Source organism: Thalassospira sp., assembly GCF_030690045.1.
Taxonomy (GTDB): Bacteria; Pseudomonadota; Alphaproteobacteria; order Rhodospirillales; family Thalassospiraceae; genus Thalassospira.
In genome coordinates this window covers 1-15,505 of record NZ_JAUYHK010000022.1, presented here as the reverse complement: position 1 = coordinate 15,505, position 15,505 = coordinate 1, and the positions used below count along the sequence as shown (strand labels likewise).

At 56.4% G+C, this 15,505-nt stretch carries 15 protein-coding genes and 1 riboswitch; of the genes, 9 read left to right on the top strand and 6 right to left on the bottom strand.

The genetic code is table 11. The features are described from left to right. The first annotated feature begins 13 nt into the window (after positions 1–13). The 4 genes from Q8O73_RS19070 to Q8O73_RS19055 all read left to right on the top strand — a co-directional run bounded on the left by Q8O73_RS19070 (position 14) and on the right by Q8O73_RS19055 (position 3,116). The gene (locus tag Q8O73_RS19070; protein ID WP_305559795.1) at positions 14–1,462 is read left to right on the top strand and encodes a TrkH family potassium uptake protein; all 1,449 of its coding nucleotides are present in this window, start codon (positions 14–16) and stop codon (positions 1,460–1,462) included. A gap of 143 nt (positions 1,463–1,605) precedes the next feature. After that, positions 1,606–2,190, top strand: coding sequence for a TetR/AcrR family transcriptional regulator (locus Q8O73_RS19065; protein ID WP_305559794.1), 585 nt, complete (start codon positions 1,606–1,608; stop codon positions 2,188–2,190). Between the two features lie 21 nt (positions 2,191–2,211). Next, complete coding sequence (locus Q8O73_RS19060) at positions 2,212–2,508, top strand: YciI family protein (protein ID WP_305559793.1); 297 nt, start codon at positions 2,212–2,214, stop codon at positions 2,506–2,508. Then, positions 2,505–3,116, top strand: coding sequence for a DNA-3-methyladenine glycosylase I (locus tag Q8O73_RS19055; RefSeq protein WP_305559792.1), 612 nt, complete (start codon positions 2,505–2,507; stop codon positions 3,114–3,116). The genes Q8O73_RS19060 and Q8O73_RS19055 overlap by 4 nt, the downstream gene beginning before the upstream one ends. Positions 3,117–3,271: 155 nt before the next feature. Here Q8O73_RS19055 and Q8O73_RS19050 read toward each other — a convergent pair whose 3' ends face one another. From Q8O73_RS19050 to Q8O73_RS19040, 3 genes are all read right to left on the bottom strand, one after another. Beyond that, positions 3,272–4,753, bottom strand: coding sequence for a HAMP domain-containing sensor histidine kinase (locus tag Q8O73_RS19050; protein ID WP_305559791.1), 1,482 nt, complete (start codon positions 4,751–4,753; stop codon positions 3,272–3,274). 77 nt (positions 4,754–4,830) lie between these two features. Continuing rightward, the gene (locus tag Q8O73_RS19045) at positions 4,831–6,261 is read right to left on the bottom strand and encodes an NAD(P)/FAD-dependent oxidoreductase (protein WP_305559790.1); all 1,431 of its coding nucleotides are present in this window, start codon (positions 6,259–6,261) and stop codon (positions 4,831–4,833) included. Between the two features lie 3 nt (positions 6,262–6,264). Next, positions 6,265–7,035 carry a TVP38/TMEM64 family protein gene (locus Q8O73_RS19040; protein ID WP_305559789.1) on the bottom strand — a complete coding sequence of 257 codons (771 nt, stop codon included), beginning with the start codon at positions 7,033–7,035 and terminating at the stop codon, positions 6,265–6,267. Between the two features lie 211 nt (positions 7,036–7,246). Continuing rightward, a riboswitch (SAM riboswitch) is annotated at positions 7,247–7,321 on the top strand. 79 nt (positions 7,322–7,400) lie between these two features. Here Q8O73_RS19040 and metZ point away from each other — a divergent pair. The 3 genes from metZ to folE all read left to right on the top strand — a co-directional run bounded on the left by metZ (position 7,401) and on the right by folE (position 9,785). Then, positions 7,401–8,603, top strand: a complete 1,203-nt coding sequence (gene metZ / locus Q8O73_RS19035) for an O-succinylhomoserine sulfhydrylase (RefSeq protein ID WP_305559788.1) — start codon at positions 7,401–7,403, stop codon at positions 8,601–8,603. 134 nt (positions 8,604–8,737) lie between these two features. Continuing rightward, complete coding sequence (apaG, locus tag Q8O73_RS19030) at positions 8,738–9,130, top strand: Co2+/Mg2+ efflux protein ApaG (protein ID WP_305559787.1); 393 nt, start codon at positions 8,738–8,740, stop codon at positions 9,128–9,130. Positions 9,131–9,194: 64 nt separating this feature from the next. Then, a complete protein-coding gene (gene folE, locus Q8O73_RS19025) occupies positions 9,195–9,785 on the top strand; it encodes a GTP cyclohydrolase I FolE (protein ID WP_305559786.1) in 591 nt (196 codons plus the stop codon). A gap of 42 nt (positions 9,786–9,827) precedes the next feature. Here the strand turns inward: folE and Q8O73_RS19020 are convergent, their stop codons facing one another. Next, entirely contained in the window at positions 9,828–10,367 is a 540-nt protein-coding gene (locus Q8O73_RS19020; protein ID WP_371135112.1) for a low molecular weight protein-tyrosine-phosphatase, read from the bottom strand. A 120-nt stretch (positions 10,368–10,487) separates the two neighbouring features. Here Q8O73_RS19020 and Q8O73_RS19015 point away from each other — a divergent pair, with 120 nt between their 5' ends. Both Q8O73_RS19015 and Q8O73_RS19010 read left to right on the top strand, forming a co-directional pair. Continuing rightward, positions 10,488–11,447 carry a helix-turn-helix transcriptional regulator gene (locus tag Q8O73_RS19015; RefSeq protein ID WP_305559785.1) on the top strand — a complete coding sequence of 320 codons (960 nt, stop codon included), beginning with the start codon at positions 10,488–10,490 and terminating at the stop codon, positions 11,445–11,447. Between the two features lie 109 nt (positions 11,448–11,556). Next, positions 11,557–12,822 (top strand): hypothetical protein, encoded by a 1,266-nt coding sequence (locus Q8O73_RS19010; protein WP_305559784.1) that lies wholly within the window; start codon positions 11,557–11,559, stop codon positions 12,820–12,822. A 6-nt stretch (positions 12,823–12,828) separates the two neighbouring features. Here the strand turns inward: Q8O73_RS19010 and Q8O73_RS19005 are convergent, their stop codons facing one another. After that, complete coding sequence (locus Q8O73_RS19005; protein ID WP_305559783.1) at positions 12,829–14,217, bottom strand: MATE family efflux transporter; 1,389 nt, start codon at positions 14,215–14,217, stop codon at positions 12,829–12,831. 63 nt (positions 14,218–14,280) lie between these two features. After that, positions 14,281–15,018, bottom strand: a complete 738-nt coding sequence (locus Q8O73_RS19000; RefSeq protein ID WP_305559782.1) for a glycerophosphodiester phosphodiesterase family protein — start codon at positions 15,016–15,018, stop codon at positions 14,281–14,283. Positions 15,019–15,505: the final 487 nt, after the last annotated feature.

Below are 15,505 nucleotides of genomic sequence, written 5' to 3'. Positions count from 1 at the left end.
ATGAGGCTTTTCCTTGCTTGATTTTCGACCGATTCTTTTCATCATCGGCATTTTGCTGAGTACGCTGGCGATTGGCATGGTCATCCCGGCGCTGGTCGATTTGTATTACGGTCATCCGGACTGGCTGGTTTTTTCGGCGGCATCGGCGGTATCGCTGTTTATTGGCGGTGCCCTGATCATGATGAACCGTACCGATCATTTGAAATTCACATCGCGACAGGCTTTTATCCTGACGACGGCAAGCTGGCTGGTTCTGACGGCGGTTTCCGCCTTGCCTTTTGCCTTTTCCGATCTGGATATGAGCTATACCGATGCGTTTTTCGAGGCGATGTCTGGCATTTCGACCACCGGATCGACGGTGATTGTCGGGCTGGACGGGGCGGCACCGGGGATTTTGCTGTGGCGGGCGCTTTTGCAATGGCTGGGCGGGATCGGGATCATTGTGATGGCGATTGCGGTGATGCCGATGTTGCGCGTTGGCGGGATGCAATTGTTCCGCATGGAAAACTCAGACAAGTCAGACAAGGCCTTTCCGCGTGCGACCCAGATCGCGGTGGGTATTGCCATGTTGTATCTTGGCTTTACAGTGTTATGCGCCATTTTGTTGTGGTGGGCGGGAATGCCCGGCTTTGACGCCATTGCCCATGCGATGACGACGGTGGCGACCGGCGGATTTTCGACCAGGGATGCCTCGGTCGGGCATTTTGACAATGCGGCAATTGACGTGATTATCACACTGGGTATGGCCGCAGGAGCCTTGCCTTTTATCCTGTATTTGCAAACATTGCGTGGTCGGCCGTTTTCGCTGTTTCAGGATGGGCAGGTTCGGACTTTTGTGGCCATTGCCCTGACGGTTATTCTGACCGTGGCGTTCTGGCATTCCAGCACCAACGATGTCGCGTTCCTGACTGCCCTTCGTTATTCGGCATTTAACATCATTTCGGTGATGACCGGCACCGGTTATGCCACAACCGATTACGGCCTGTGGGGGCCGTTTGCGGTGACGGTGTTTTTCTTTGTGATGTTTATTGGCGGCTGTGCCGGATCGACCACCTGCGGGGTCAAGATTTTCCGTCTTCAGGTTCTGTATGAAATCGCCAAGGTGCAGCTTAATCATATGTTGCGTCCGCATGGCGTTTTCATTGCTTATTACAACCGCAAACCCTTGTCCGAAGATGTGACGGAATCGGTTCTGAGTTTCTTCTTTTTGTTTGTATTTTGCTTTGTCGTGCTGGCGGCAAGCCTTGGCGCGATGGGGCTTGATTTTATCACTGCGGTTTCCAGTGCCGGGACGGCGATTGCCAATGTTGGCCCGGGTTTGGGCCCGATTGTTGGTCCGTCGGGCAACTTTGCCACCCTGCCGGACGGGGCGAAATGGCTGATGTCGATTGGCATGTTGATCGGGCGGTTGGAAGTTTTCACCGTTCTGGTGCTGTTTTTCCCGGCTTTTTGGCGCGATTAACCCTATCCACCCATTTTCCGGAATCCCGGGTTTGGTACTTCGCATCTGTCTGACGCTTGACAGAATAGGGCGACCGTCCTAATTTCAGCTTTATTAGGATGGTTGTCCTAATCTGGCGTGATTTTGGTGGACAGGTGTTTTCCATGAAGGACATGACAACGCGCGACCGGATTATTGCGGCTGCCGATCAGTTGTTTTACCGGCAGGGGTTCGAGCATACGTCGTTCTCCGATATTGCCGATGCCGTCGGGATTTCGCGGGGAAATTTTTATCATCATTTCAAATCCAAGGATGACATTCTGGATGCCGTGATTGATGCCCGCCTGACCAATACCCGCAAGATGCTGGATCAATGGGAAAGCAACGGGAATGACCCCGCCGCCCGTATTTGCAGTTTTATCGGAATCCTGATCGTCAATCAGGACAAAATCAAACGCTATGGCTGTCCGGTTGGCACGCTGTGTTCAGAACTTGCCAAGCTGGAACATGCTGCACTGGGCGATGCCAACAAATTGTTCTCGCTGTTTCGGGCGTGGTTGTGCAGGCAGTTCAGCTTGCTGGGTTGCACAGATGATGCGGATGGGCTGGCGATGCATCTTCTGGCGCGCAGTCAGGGAGTGGCGACGCTGGCAAGTGCCTTTCACGACGAAAAATTCATCGCGCAGGAAGTTGCAGACATGCAGGGCTGGTTGCAGTCCTGCATACAAAATGCCGTGCCTTCTGCGTGATCTGGATCAGGAGACAGTCAGATGTTTGTTGTTTTACTTGAATTTTCCGACAACCGGGATCAGGCGGGCCAGTTTATGGACGGCCACAACGCATGGCTTAAACGTGGTTTTGACGATGGTGTTTTCGTTCTGTCAGGTAGTCTTCAGCCCCGGACGGGCGGGGCGATTATTGCCCATAATACGGCCCTATCTGACCTGCGAAACAGGGTGAATGAAGATCCCTTTGTCGCAGAAAAAATTGTTATGGCAGACATTATCGAAATCACCCCGGCCAGAACCGATGCGCGGCTGGATTTTCTGCTGGATGGTGGCCAATGACCGCGACGATAGAGGGGCCGGATGGGCAACCACGTTGTCGCTGGTGCGGGTCGGCACCGGAATTTTTCCATTATCATGATACCGAATGGGGGTTTCCGGTCGGGGATGATCATCGCCTGTTTGAAAAATTGTGTCTGGAAGGATTTCAGTCGGGGTTGAGCTGGCGCACCATACTTGCCAAGCGCGAGAATTTCCGCGCCGCATTCCATGATTTCGATTTTGACCGGATTGCCGAGTTTACCGAACGTGATGTGGATCGTTTGATGAACGATGCCGGTATTGTGCGGCATCGTGGCAAGATCGAGGCGGTGATCAATAATGCGCAACGGGCGCAGGAAATGGTTAAACGCGAAGGATCGCTGGCGGCTTTTATCTGGCGCTATGAACCGGATGCAAAAAATCCTGTCCCACCGCAAAGCGCATCGGTTTCGGCGGAATCGATCACCCTGTCAAAGGAATTGAAAAAGCGGGGCTGGAAATTTGTCGGGCCGACGACGGTTTATGCCTTTATGCAGGCGATGGGCCTGATCAATGATCACGTCGGGGATTGTGTGATCCGGACCGAAATTGACCACGCCCGCCAGAACTTCAAACGACCGGGCCGGTGATCGGGTCAGGGATCGGGAATTTGGCGATACCGGACCGCAGGGGTCAGGAGCGGATCGGGGGATCGGGATTGCTGCCCGGTATCGCTTGAGGACACTGTGGCAGAATACTTAATCTTGGTGAAATCGATAATGAAGTATTTTTCGATAGATTTAATCTATTGATTTCCCGGTGACGTTATTACGGGCAACCGGATGGCAAAGGCGGTCCCATCGGGGCCGGATGATTTCAGGCGCAAATTGCCACCATGCGCGTTGATCAGCTCCCGCGCAATGGCAAGGCCAAGCCCGGTGCCGCCTTTGCGTGCGCTTCCGGCAAAGGGCACAAACAGGTTCTTGATCGCCTTTTCCGGCAGGCCGGGGCCATCATCGGCGATGGTGATGTCGATCATCGCCGATGAGGGGCCAGATGCGGTTTCAGGGGAGGCTTCAACCGGGCGGGCCGCAATGCGGATGGTTTTGGCCCCGGCTTCAAGGGCGTTGCGCACCAGATTGCCAAAAACCCGGAACAACTGATCGTAATCGGCCTCGATCACCAGATTATCGGCAATGTCGAGATCAATATGGGCGGTGCAGGGGTCTTGTTCGTGATCGGTTGTTACGATGCGGTTGGCATGAACGACATCAAGGATCTGTTCGCGGCATTCCTCAAACAATTCGCGCAGGGTGAATCGCGAAATATCAAGGCTGGGCGGGGCTTCGCGGGCATAGGACAGGGTTTGCTCGCTGATATAAATCGCGCGTTCCATTGATGATAACAGGCGCGGCACGACAGCGCGGACTTCTTCATCGGCACTGTTGGCGAGTTTTTCGGTCATCAGCATCGAAGTTGCCAGCGCATTGCGCAAATCGTGGCTGACCTTGGCCGCGGCACTGCCAAGGGCGGCCAGACGGCGGCGCTGATTGAGCATCGCCTGAATATCGTGTTGCATCTGGGCCAGTTCGTGGCGGGCGACGCCGATTTCATCGTCGCGGTCATCGGGGATGATGACATTGCCGGGATCCTGCGGATTGCTGCGAAATCGGATCATGTCGCGGGTGAATTGCCGCATCGGCCGCACCAAAAGATAATTCAGCGCGAAATACACCAGCCCGGCGGTGAAAAACGAAATCACCAGCGACAATCCCATCACCCGCCAGCCAAAATCCCGCATGGCGCGGACCATCGGAGCTTCGCGGATCAGAATTTCGATTTCAAAATTCGGGGCCATCGACGGCATACCGACAACCCGTAACATGCGATTGTCGGTCTGGATCAGGGAATCGAAGGCATCATGCAGGGCGACCGGGATTGAAAAGACCGTCAGGTCAATGTCGCGGTCGATGCGGGTGGGCATATCATCGAGTTGCAACAGCAATTTGCGGCCATCACCGCGCAATACCACGGCATGTACCCCGGCATTCGACAGCAATTCCTTGGTCAGATCGTCGGAAATCATCTGATCGGGGGTGGCTTCAAGGGCCAGTGCCGCCAGATACCCCGAATCCAGATGGGCTTTCAGCCAGTCCACGCGAAATCGGGCGACAGAGGGGGCAAAGACAAAGATTTCGGCCAGCATGACAAAACCGACCGTCAGCACCAGAAGCCGGGCCGATAGTGATTTGGCCCATGGGGGCAATCTGAGATGCGGGCGTTCCATTGCCTCAGATTACCGTGCAAGGGTTGAAATTGCACTTTATTTCAAGAGGCTGACGGGTCATGCCGGTTCGGGGCATTTCAGGCGAATCGCAGCAAAAATCGCACGATTTTGCGGGTTTTTTCGCCAAACAGGCTGGCGGTATAAAAGGAACCCGCCGCACGTTTGGAAATTTCACCCAAGGTCGGATAGGGCGCGATAAAACTGGCAATCGCGCCTATTTTCATCTTTTGGCTGATCGCCAGTGACCATAACCCGATCAGTTCGCCCGCCTGATGGCCGACAATCCCGGCTCCCAGAATGCGCCCGCGTGCGGATGTGATGACTTTGATAAAGCCCGTGGTGCGGTTTTCGGCGCGCGCCCGGTCATTGTCGCCGTAATCCCAACGCAGAACGCGGATCGCATCGCCGTGCATTTTGCGGGCATCCTGTTCGGTCAGGCCGACCTGGGCGATTTCAGGGTCGATATAGGTCACCCACGGCACCGCACTGTGATTGACCTTTGCGGGCAGGCGGAACAGGGCATTGCGAATGACAATTCCGGCGTCGTAACTGGCCATATGGGTAAATTGCAGGCCACCGGTGACATCGCCAATCGCAAAAATTTTGTGGTTATCGGTGCGTAAGCGGGCATCGACCTCAATACCCCGCGGGGAAAATGTGACACCGGCATTTTCCAGCCCCAGATTTTCGACATTGGGCCGCCGACCGGTGGCAATCAGCAAATGGCTGCCTTCAAGGGTGATTTCGGCACCATCGCGGTCAATCACCACCCGGATTGCGCCATTGTGGTTTTCAACCCGGCGGGTTTTGACATTTTCATACAGGCTGATGCCGTTTTCCTCGATAGCGGTTCGGGCGATGGCGACCAGATCGGGGTCATCCTTTGGCAGGATGGTGAACATTTCAACGATGGTGACCTTTGCCCCCAATTGCCGGTGGGCCTGCGCCATTTCAAGGCCGATCGGCCCGCCACCAATCACAATCAGATGGTCGGGACAGGTGCGGTTTTCAAAGATTGTCTCATTGGTGAAAAATGGCACATCGTCCAGGCCGGGAATCGGCGGAATCGCGGCCCGTGATCCGGTGGCAATGACAAACCGTTTGGCCGCAATGCGCGTTCCGCCTGCCATCACTTCGGCGGTTCCGGTAAAGCGGGCCTCGGCGGTGATCACGGTGCAGCCCAGTTTTTCAAACCGTTCGACCGAATCATGGGGGGCAATTTGGGCTATCACACCGTGAACATGGCGCATCACGGCGTCGAAATCGACCGAAACCGGCCCGGCGGCAACGCCCAGTGCCGATGCCTTGTGGGCCGTATCGGCGGCATGGGCGGCGGCCAGCAGGGCCTTGGACGGGACACAGCCGGTATTGAGGCAATCCCCGCCCATCTTGCCCTTTTCAATCAGGACGACTTTTGCCCCCATCTGAACCGCCCCGGCGGCAACCGACAGGCCGCCCGACCCGGCCCCGATGACGCAGATATCGGTTTTTATCAGATCATCGTGCATGGATCAGACCTTTCGGGACAGGTGATGGCGGAATTTTTTATAGGCAACCGGCATCAGGGCCAGAACGGCCAGCCCGATGATCGGGGTGAGGATGCGGGGTTCAAATATAATGCCCAGATCGGGCGTTTCTCCGCGGTCAAAAATAGCCCCCAGACCATCGCCGATCGAGATATAGACAAAACTGCCGGGAATGATTCCAAGGGCGGTACCCAGAACAAAATCGCGCAGTTTGACCCCGAGCAGGGCCGGCACCAGATTGACCAGCCAGAACGGAAACAGCGGCACCAGACGTAAAACCATCAGGTAACTGAAGGCATTTTCGGCAAATCCGGCCTCCATCTTGCGAATGGCGCCTCCCGCCCTGGCGTGCATGACATCATAAAAGGCATAACGTGCCGCCAGATACAGGGCGGTGGCCCCGATGGTGGCGGCAATCACAACATAGAATGTGCCGCTGGCGACCCCGAACAAAAACCCGCAGGTAATGGTCAGAAGCGATCCGACGGGCAGCGACAGGGCGACCGCGACCGCATAGATCGCCATGAAAATCAGAACACTGAGAACCGGCGACGTGGCGACGGCCTGTTGCAGCGTGTCGCGATTTTCGCGCAGCGCCTCAAAGGACAGATAATCCAGCACCCCTAAAAAATACGCCGCCGCCAGACCGGCCAGCAAAACAGCAACCGGAATCATTTTAAGCCAGCCCGGGCGAGCGGTTTTTGATCCGGTTTCAGGGCCGTTTGTCGGGGGAATGTCGGAAGGCGAAGAGGTCATGGGGCCGGTCCCGGATGGTGGTTGTGCGGTCATAAGGCGATCCTTGCGGCGGTGTCATGCCACTTGTTGTTTGCGATATGATCACAGCTTAGAAGGAAAATCTGCCAGATGCTTATGAACTGCTTTCACCATTGCGTGAATTTTCGGTGGGATGAAAGCGTTGCGGCAGGATATCGCGGTTCTTGACGGTCGCCCCGGCAAGGCGTAGTCTGCGCTGGTTCGTGGGATTTGTCGACCGGCTTGCGGCCACGTAAAAAACCGCTAAAGAGGACAGGAAGGCATCGCCGCCCTGACTCAACTTTGCTGGTCAGGGTTTTTTTGTGTCCGCAGCCCTTATGATGCGCGAGACACGCAGGAGCAGGACGATGACGACCGAAAAAAAGGCTTCCGATAGCTGGCGCGCGGCAACCCGTGCGGTCCGTGGCGGCACCAGACGCAGTGCCTTTAGCGAAACCTCCGAAGCCATCTTTATGAATTCCGGCTATGTCTATGACAGTGCCGCCGAGGCCGAAGCCTCGTTTGACGGGACCGGCCCGGAACGTTTTGTCTATTCCCGCTTTGCCAATCCGACCGTTGCGATGTTTGAAGAACGTCTGGCGATGATCGAAGGTGCGGCCCATTGCCGGGCAACGGCATCGGGCATGTCGGCGGTGTGGAATGCGTTGGCGGCCTGTACAAAGGCGGGCGGGCGTGTTGTCGGTTCGCGCGCCCTGTTCGGGTCGTGTGAATTTATTCTGACCACTTTGCTGCCGCGTTTTGGCGTTGAAACCGAACTGGTGGACGGGGCCGATCACGATGCCTGGGCCAAGGCGCTCAGCAAACCGGCCGATGCGGTGTTTCTGGAAACGCCGTCCAACCCGACGCTTGAGATCATTGATATCGCCTTTATCAGCGACCTTGCCCACAAGGCGGGGGCAAAGGTTGTGGTTGATAATGTGTTTGCCACCCCGATTCTGCAACGCCCCATCGAGATGGGTGCGGATATTGTGGTGTATTCTGCGACCAAACATATCGATGGTCAGGGGCGCTGTCTGGGCGGGGCAATCCTGTTTAACGACAAGGAATGGCACGATACCCATCTGACGACATTTTTGCGCCATACCGGGCCAAGCATGAGCCCGTTTAACGCCTGGGTGTTGTTAAAGGGCCTTGAAACCCTTGGTTTGCGGGTGGACGCCCATATTCGCAATGCCGCCGCCCTTGCCGAATTTCTGGAACAGCAGCCGCAGATTTCAAAGGTTCTGTATCCCGGCCTGCCCAGCCATCCGCAGCATGATCTGGCAATGAAACAAATGTCGGGCCGGGGCGGCGGGTTGATCGCCCTTGAACTGGCCGGCGGTAAACAGGCAGCATTTTCGCTGCTGGATAACCTGCAACTGATCGATATATCGAACAATTTAGGCGATGCCAAAAGCCTTGCCACCCATCCGTGGACGACAACCCATCAACGTGTGCCGGGCGACGACAAGATTGCGATGGGCATTACCGAAGGCATGTTGCGTCTGTCAGTCGGCCTTGAAGATATTGATGATCTGAAAGAAGATCTGTTGGCGGCCTTGCGCGTATAATCTTGCAAGACAGGCCCGATCCGATAAAGGCGGCCCGTTTATGCGGGCCGTTTTTTTATCATGTGGTGGTGGCAAAATGTTCCGTGACTGTCTAAATGTGACAGACAAGACGACGAACAGACCGGAGTTGCGCAATGTATGAATCCACGACACATAACATCAGGGTGGCGGTTCAGCCGGTCTTCCTTGATGAACAGTCAGACCCCGACAGCCATCGTTATGTCTGGGCCTATCGTGTTGTGATTGAAAATCGCGGGAACCAGACGGTCCAGCTTTTGAACCGTCACTGGAAAATTACCGATGGCCGGGGCACGACCCAGGAAGTGGTCGGCGAAGGCGTAGTTGGTGAACAACCGGTTCTGGCCGCAGGCGAAAGGTTTGACTATACAAGCGGTGCACCGCTTGCCACACCCAGCGGCTTTATGGTCGGGTCCTATGAAATGACCGATATGGAAGGTCATCATTTCCATATTGCGATTCCGGCCTTTTCGCTCGACAGTCCGCATGGTCGCGCATCTGTGAATTAGTTTTGTCATCCGTATCGGGGTCAGGGCAGATATCCGTTCAGGACAAAAGTTGAAAGAGGAAAAGATGTGCAGCGATAACCGCACAACAGAACGTCCGAGCCGCGAAGAAGCCGAACAGGCTGTGCGCACCTTGTTGCGCTGGGCCGGAGATGATCCCGACCGCGAGGGATTGAAGGGCACGCCTGATCGTGTGGTGCGGTCTTACGGCGAATTTTTTGCCGGTTACAATCAGGACCCCGGCGAGATTTTGCGCCGGACCTTTGAAGAAACCGATGGTTATGACGAAATGGTGGTGCTGAAGGATATCCGCATGGAATCCTATTGCGAACATCATATGGTGCCGATCATTGGTGTGGCGCATGTCGGCTATTTGCCGCGCCGCCGGGTGGTGGGCATTTCCAAACTGGCCCGCGTTGTCGAGGTCTATGCCAAACGCCTGCAAATCCAGGAAAAAATGACGGCGCAAATCGCCAACACGATCCAGGAAGAACTGGATCCGCTGGGCGTTGCCGTGGTGATTGACGCCAATCACCAATGTATGAGCACACGCGGTATCCATAAAACCGGGGTCTCGATGGTGACGAGCCGCATGTTGGGCGCGTTCCGCGATGATCCGATCACCCGGCGCGAATTTTTTGCGATGATTGGCCGTTAATTCCGGAAAATGATGTCAAAGGGCCGCCTTGCGGCGGCCCTTTCATATGTCGTGTTGCTGGCGAATATGGATCAGCAGGGCTTGTGCTGTTTCCTCGATCATCTCGAAAACCTGCGTAAAACCCGATGCGCCACCATAATAGGGATCGGGGACGCTCTGCCCCCGGCGTTCGGGATGAAAATCCAGAAACAGCCTGATGCGATTTTGGTATTCCACCGGGCATTGGCGGGCCAATTCGGCCAGATGTCCGTCATCCATCGCCAGAATATAGTTAAAGCCGGAAAAATCACGGTGCGCAAGTTTACGCGCCTGCAGCATCGATAAATCATAGCCCCGGCTGATTGCCATTTTGCAACTGCGCGGATCGGGTGCTTCGCCGACATGAAAGGCGGTGGTGCCGCAACTATCCGCCATGATTTGATCCGCCAGACCGGCTTTTTGCACCAGATCGCGGAACACACCATCGGCGGTGGGCGACCGACAGATATTGCCGGTGCAGACAAACAGCACAGAAATCACAAACCACATCCCGTTTTGAAAAAAGACCGTATCAAAGACAGCCTTGCATGGAATATCAGACATCGCAAGGTCACGTCTGATTCATGCGGTTTGTAACAGCTTCGTGACATTTTGAAGTGTCGGGTGACGGTGCGGCGATATGTTTGTATGATCGCGCCATTGTGATTTATCTGGTTTGGGTTGATGCAGGAATTTATTGCCTTTGGCCTTCACGCCGCCCTGATCCGCCAACTGGCGTGGTTGCCGCAGGGGTATGATCTGGTGCCCGATGGCACGGTGATGACTGCAGGCCGTTTGCGCAGTGTCCTGTTGCGGCTTGAAGAAACGGCAGGGCCTTATGTGTTGGTCAAGCTGGGTCGTCATCTTGCACTCAAGGAACAGGCGCCGGTTCTGACGATGCTGCGGCATGGCGGCACACCAACCCTGATCGCCGATCGCTGGCGGCGGTTGGAAGGATATTCCCATGCCCGCGGGCGAACGGAATATCAGGTCACCAGCCGGTCCCTGACCATGCATCGCGGCACGGTGCGCGGGCAAGCCCCGGCGCGAGTGGAAAATCTGGTTTTGCTGGGGTTTGTTGCCGGATTGCTTGAAGCCACCGGGGCCGAAGGCCTGACCGCGACGTTATTACCCTCGCACGGTGCGCCGGTAACGATGATCCGCAATGGCAAGCTGGTCAAGGTCAGCAGCGTGGCCGGGCGGGCCTTGCGCTGGCGGATGCGCTGGCAAAGCTTTACGCCGGTTTTGTCGGGCTATCCCTTTATGGCCAATATGCCAGCCACTGCGCCGGGTTATGGGGCGATGCGGCCGGTTGCCAAAAAACTTTGTGCGATCCTGGAACAGGATATCGGGCGGGGCTGGACAATTGATGATGTTGCCGCGCTGATGGAGACCTCGGCCCGCACCTTGCAACGCCGCTTGCAGGCGGCCAATACCCGTTTTTCCGATTTGCTGCGTCTGGCGCGGGTGCGCGAGGCGTGCCGTCTGTTGAATGGCACCGGACTTTCTGTCGGCGAAATCGGTTATTGGTGCGGTTTTACCGACAATGCCCATTTCAGCCGCGATTTTCGTCGCCTTGTCGCCATGCCACCTTCGGTCTATCGCGAGGCCAGTCTTGGTCATGCCGGTCTGACCCATGCCTGACGTCCTTGCGTGGCCTTCGGGCATTGACCGTTGACGGGAGCTTGTTTATCAGGTTTCGCGAATGGTCTTTGTCAGCCGGGATGTGGCGCAATCTGATTTCAGGGGTCTTATGACCGATATTTTCGCACCGACCGATGATTATGCCGGGTTCCTGCCGCCGTTTTTCGCAGACCGCCCGGATGGTGAGGATGTCACCATCCGAAGTTTTATGGTCGGCGATCCGCTGCCTGATCAGGCTGTGCCTGCTATTCCCGATGCGTTGAGGCTGTTTTTCGATCTGGTGGTGCCTGCGGCGGAACGTGCGGGTTCTGACGGGTTTGCGCTTTTGTGGCTGGACCGTCATCCCCATGAACAGCCGGGCTGGCGATTGTCGCTGGCGCATCTTGGCGATGTGGCGGGGCTGGATGCGGCACTGGCCAAGCCGCTGGCACGCTTGGCCAAATCGATCCCGCTGGCCGATTTTGAAACGGCAAGCTGGCAGGAAACCCGCCCGCTCTGGCGCAAACGGGCCGAACCGGTGCGGCTGGTTTTTTGGGGGCGGATGGGGTCTCATGCCCGTGCAGTGGCCGGTCATGGCGATGCAGCGTCGTTTTATCCGCCGGTCGGGGCCGGGTTGCGCATGGATCATGTGCTGTGCGGCCTGCCCTTGCTGGATGATATGCTGGGCGTGCCTTTGGCGCGCGGCGGGCTGAGCTTTGAAGACAGCTTGCGGATCGGTATTTCCCTGGGCCGTGCGCATCTGGTTGAAAGCTGGATCGAGGCCGGGGGCGCGGAAAAGGAACCGTTTTTTCGCCCGATGCGCCTCTGGCATCAGGCATGGTTGGCGGCGGCGGTGCTCGACCCGGCTTTGGCCGCATTGGCGATGGCCGGTCAACCGCCGATGCCGGTGCTGGAATATGGTCCATCGGCCAGCCCGCAATCGCGCCGCGCCGCCCTTGATGATCTGTCGGGCTGGTTAAGCACACTGTTTTTCAATGAGGCCCACCCGGCCCATCGCAATGCCTTTATTGCCGGGGTGCAGCATGCGGTGTGGCTGGATTCCGATTTGCAACAATATGCGCAACCGCAACAACGCGCCGAAATCTTGCAAGGTTTGATGCCTTATTGCCGCTGGTTTCTGGCGATGGCGCTGTATAATCATCTGGGCAACCTGGTCGAAAACCGTGTCAGCGATGACCAATCGGCCTTTTATGAGGCCCTGATTGCCGCCTTGCCGGAACTGGCCCCGCTTGGCCCCTTTGCCACCCGGCGCGATATGGAACAGCATATCATCCGCATTGATGCCCACCGGGCGGCGGCGGCGTTTGATACGCTGGTCCTGCCGTTTTGTGATGTGTTAATGCCGAAAATGAAGCTGGCCGCCGCCCGTCGATAGCGGCAATCAGCGTTGGTAAGGACTGATCGGGCGTTGCGAGACGATCCGAAACCGGATGGCAAGGCCGCTGACCGCGACCAGACTGGCAATCACAATGCCCCAGAATAACCCGGCCACCCCCATATCGCGGACAAAGGTCAGGTAATAGCCGGTTGGTACCATTACCCCGATATAGGAAAACATATGCAGCGCCGTCGGGGCCCATTTGTCCCCGGCCCCGCGCAAGGCACTGATGGTGGCATTCTGTCCGCCATCGGTCGGGAAAATGATCGGCATCAACACCAGCAATCCGGCGGTGGTGGCAATCACCACGGCATCCTGGCTAAACAGCCGCGATACCAGATCGGGAAAGGCATAAAGCGGCAGGCTGATCAAAAACATCACCACCATGGTGGTGACAATACCGACCCATCCGGCCCGCGCCATATCGGCGCGATCCCGTCTGCCATAGGCCATGCCGACCCGCACCGATGTTGCCGATGCCAGACCCAGCGCAATCATGAACATCAGGGCCAGCATCGTCATGGTGATGCCATAACTGGCCGCTCCGATCACGCCCAGACGCCCGGCAAAAAGCTGCATCGTGGCAAATGAGGCGGTTTCCATGCCCTGACTGGCACCAGCGGCATAACCCATGCTCCGCGCCGGGCGGGAATGCGCCCACCAGCCGCGAAACCCGGCACGCAGGGCAAAGATATGATGGTCGCGCATCCACAATATATAAAGCAGCATCGACCCGGCCATGATCCAGCGGATGATGGTTGATGTCCATGCCGCCCCGGCGGCACCCATCTCCGGTGCACCAAATGCGCCATAAACCAGCACATAATCAAGGATCAGATTGATGACATTGGCGATGATCATCATCACCATGCCGGGCAGGGGGCGTTGCAGCCCCTCCATGAAAAACGAACAGGCGATATAAATCATTGCCGCAGGCATGCTGATTGCCAGGATTTTTGCCAGCGATGTAGCGTTTGCGGTAATGTCGTCGGGCTGGCCGCTCAGGATGAAAATCCATTCCGATTGCCACGATATCACGGCAAACAATATGCCGATCAAAATCGCATAGGGGAAACAGCTGCGCCAGACCATGCCCGCTTCATGCGGATTGTCGCGGCCATTGGCGTGCGATGTCATGATCATCACCCCGGTCAGCAATCCGATGCCCGTCACCATCAAAGATGTAAAAGGCGCATGGGCGATATTGAGATAGGCCAGCCCGGCGCTGTCATAATTGCCGACAATAATGGTATCGACCACCGCCATGATCAGCATGCCCAGCCGGGCAATTACCACCGGCAGGGCAAGGCGAAACAGCTCGCTTAAATGGCGTCTGATCCGGTTATTGGGGAAAAGCGGCGGCGTCGGGGCGCTATCGGGGCTGTCCGTCATGGGGCCAATCAGTCTGTCAAAAGGGAAACCGGGGCTATGACCGCACCGGTCAGTCAAATGCTATTATGCTGGTGGGCGGGGGATCGCTGCAATCATGCGCGCCGGATCATCGGTAATCACCGATGTCACGCCCCAGTCAAACAGTTCGGCGGCACGTACCGGATCATTGATGGTATAGCAGACCAACGGCACCCCGGCTGCGACAACTTCCTCTGCTTGCGCCCGGGTCAGGCTTTTATGATCGCAATGCAGGGCGCGGGCGTTCAGGGCCTGATAACGTTCCTGCCAGTTGACCGGAATCTCTTCGACCAGCCAGCCACAAGGAATGCCGGGTAACAGATCGGGGATGACCGCCACGGCACCATCATCGAAACTGGACAGCAAAACCGGTACATCACGTCGTTGTCCGATGCGCTTTGCCACTTCCTTGCATAAGGCAACCGGATCACAGCCCGATGGCTTGATTTCCAGATTAACCCCCATCTCAAGGGCGGCCAGCGTATCAAAGGCGTCTTCAAGGGTCGGAATCCGTTCACCTATATATATGTCGGAAAACCAGCTTCCGGCATCAAGGGCACGCAGGCTGGCCAGATCGTGATGGCCGATGACACCATGGCCGGTACTGGTGCGTTCCAGGGTGTCATCATGAAACAGCACACAGGCCCCGTCCGATGTCAGCGTCACATCGCATTCGATCCAGCGTGCCCCGCGGGCCGACGTCACACGAATGGCGGCAAGGGTGTTTTCCGGTGCTTCGATCGAAGCACCACGATGGGCGATAATATGCGGGATGCGGATCACGATGGGCTGCCTTGTCTTGCTCGGTTAATACGGAAATCAATCTGGCGACGGCTGGCAGGGGCCAGAACGCCGACGCAAAATCTCTTACGCCCGTTCTTTATGATAAAAAAGCGAAAATCCTGTGGCGTTTTACACGCCCTTTGGGTCGTTTCGATGCTGAAGCCATTGGACTCCATAATGGATTCTTCGGATTTTGTCGGGGAAACCTGTTCATTTCAAGGATCAGGCGTGAAGACGACAGATCGTTTTGATAAACCCGAACGCGACAAAATGTGCCTGAACATCAGGGTTTGTGCGGACCGTTTCGGGGGTGGAAAAAAACATCGACGAAAAAGCACAAAAAACTTCAAAAAGGTATTTGACAGTTATGGGTATGGGACCTATAACCCGCCTCCACCGACGGGGTGCGGCGCAGGGAACTGCGGTGTTGACGTTGGTGCGGGGCTTCGGTCCTTGGAAGATTTTGATTAGTTCTTTGACATTGTAG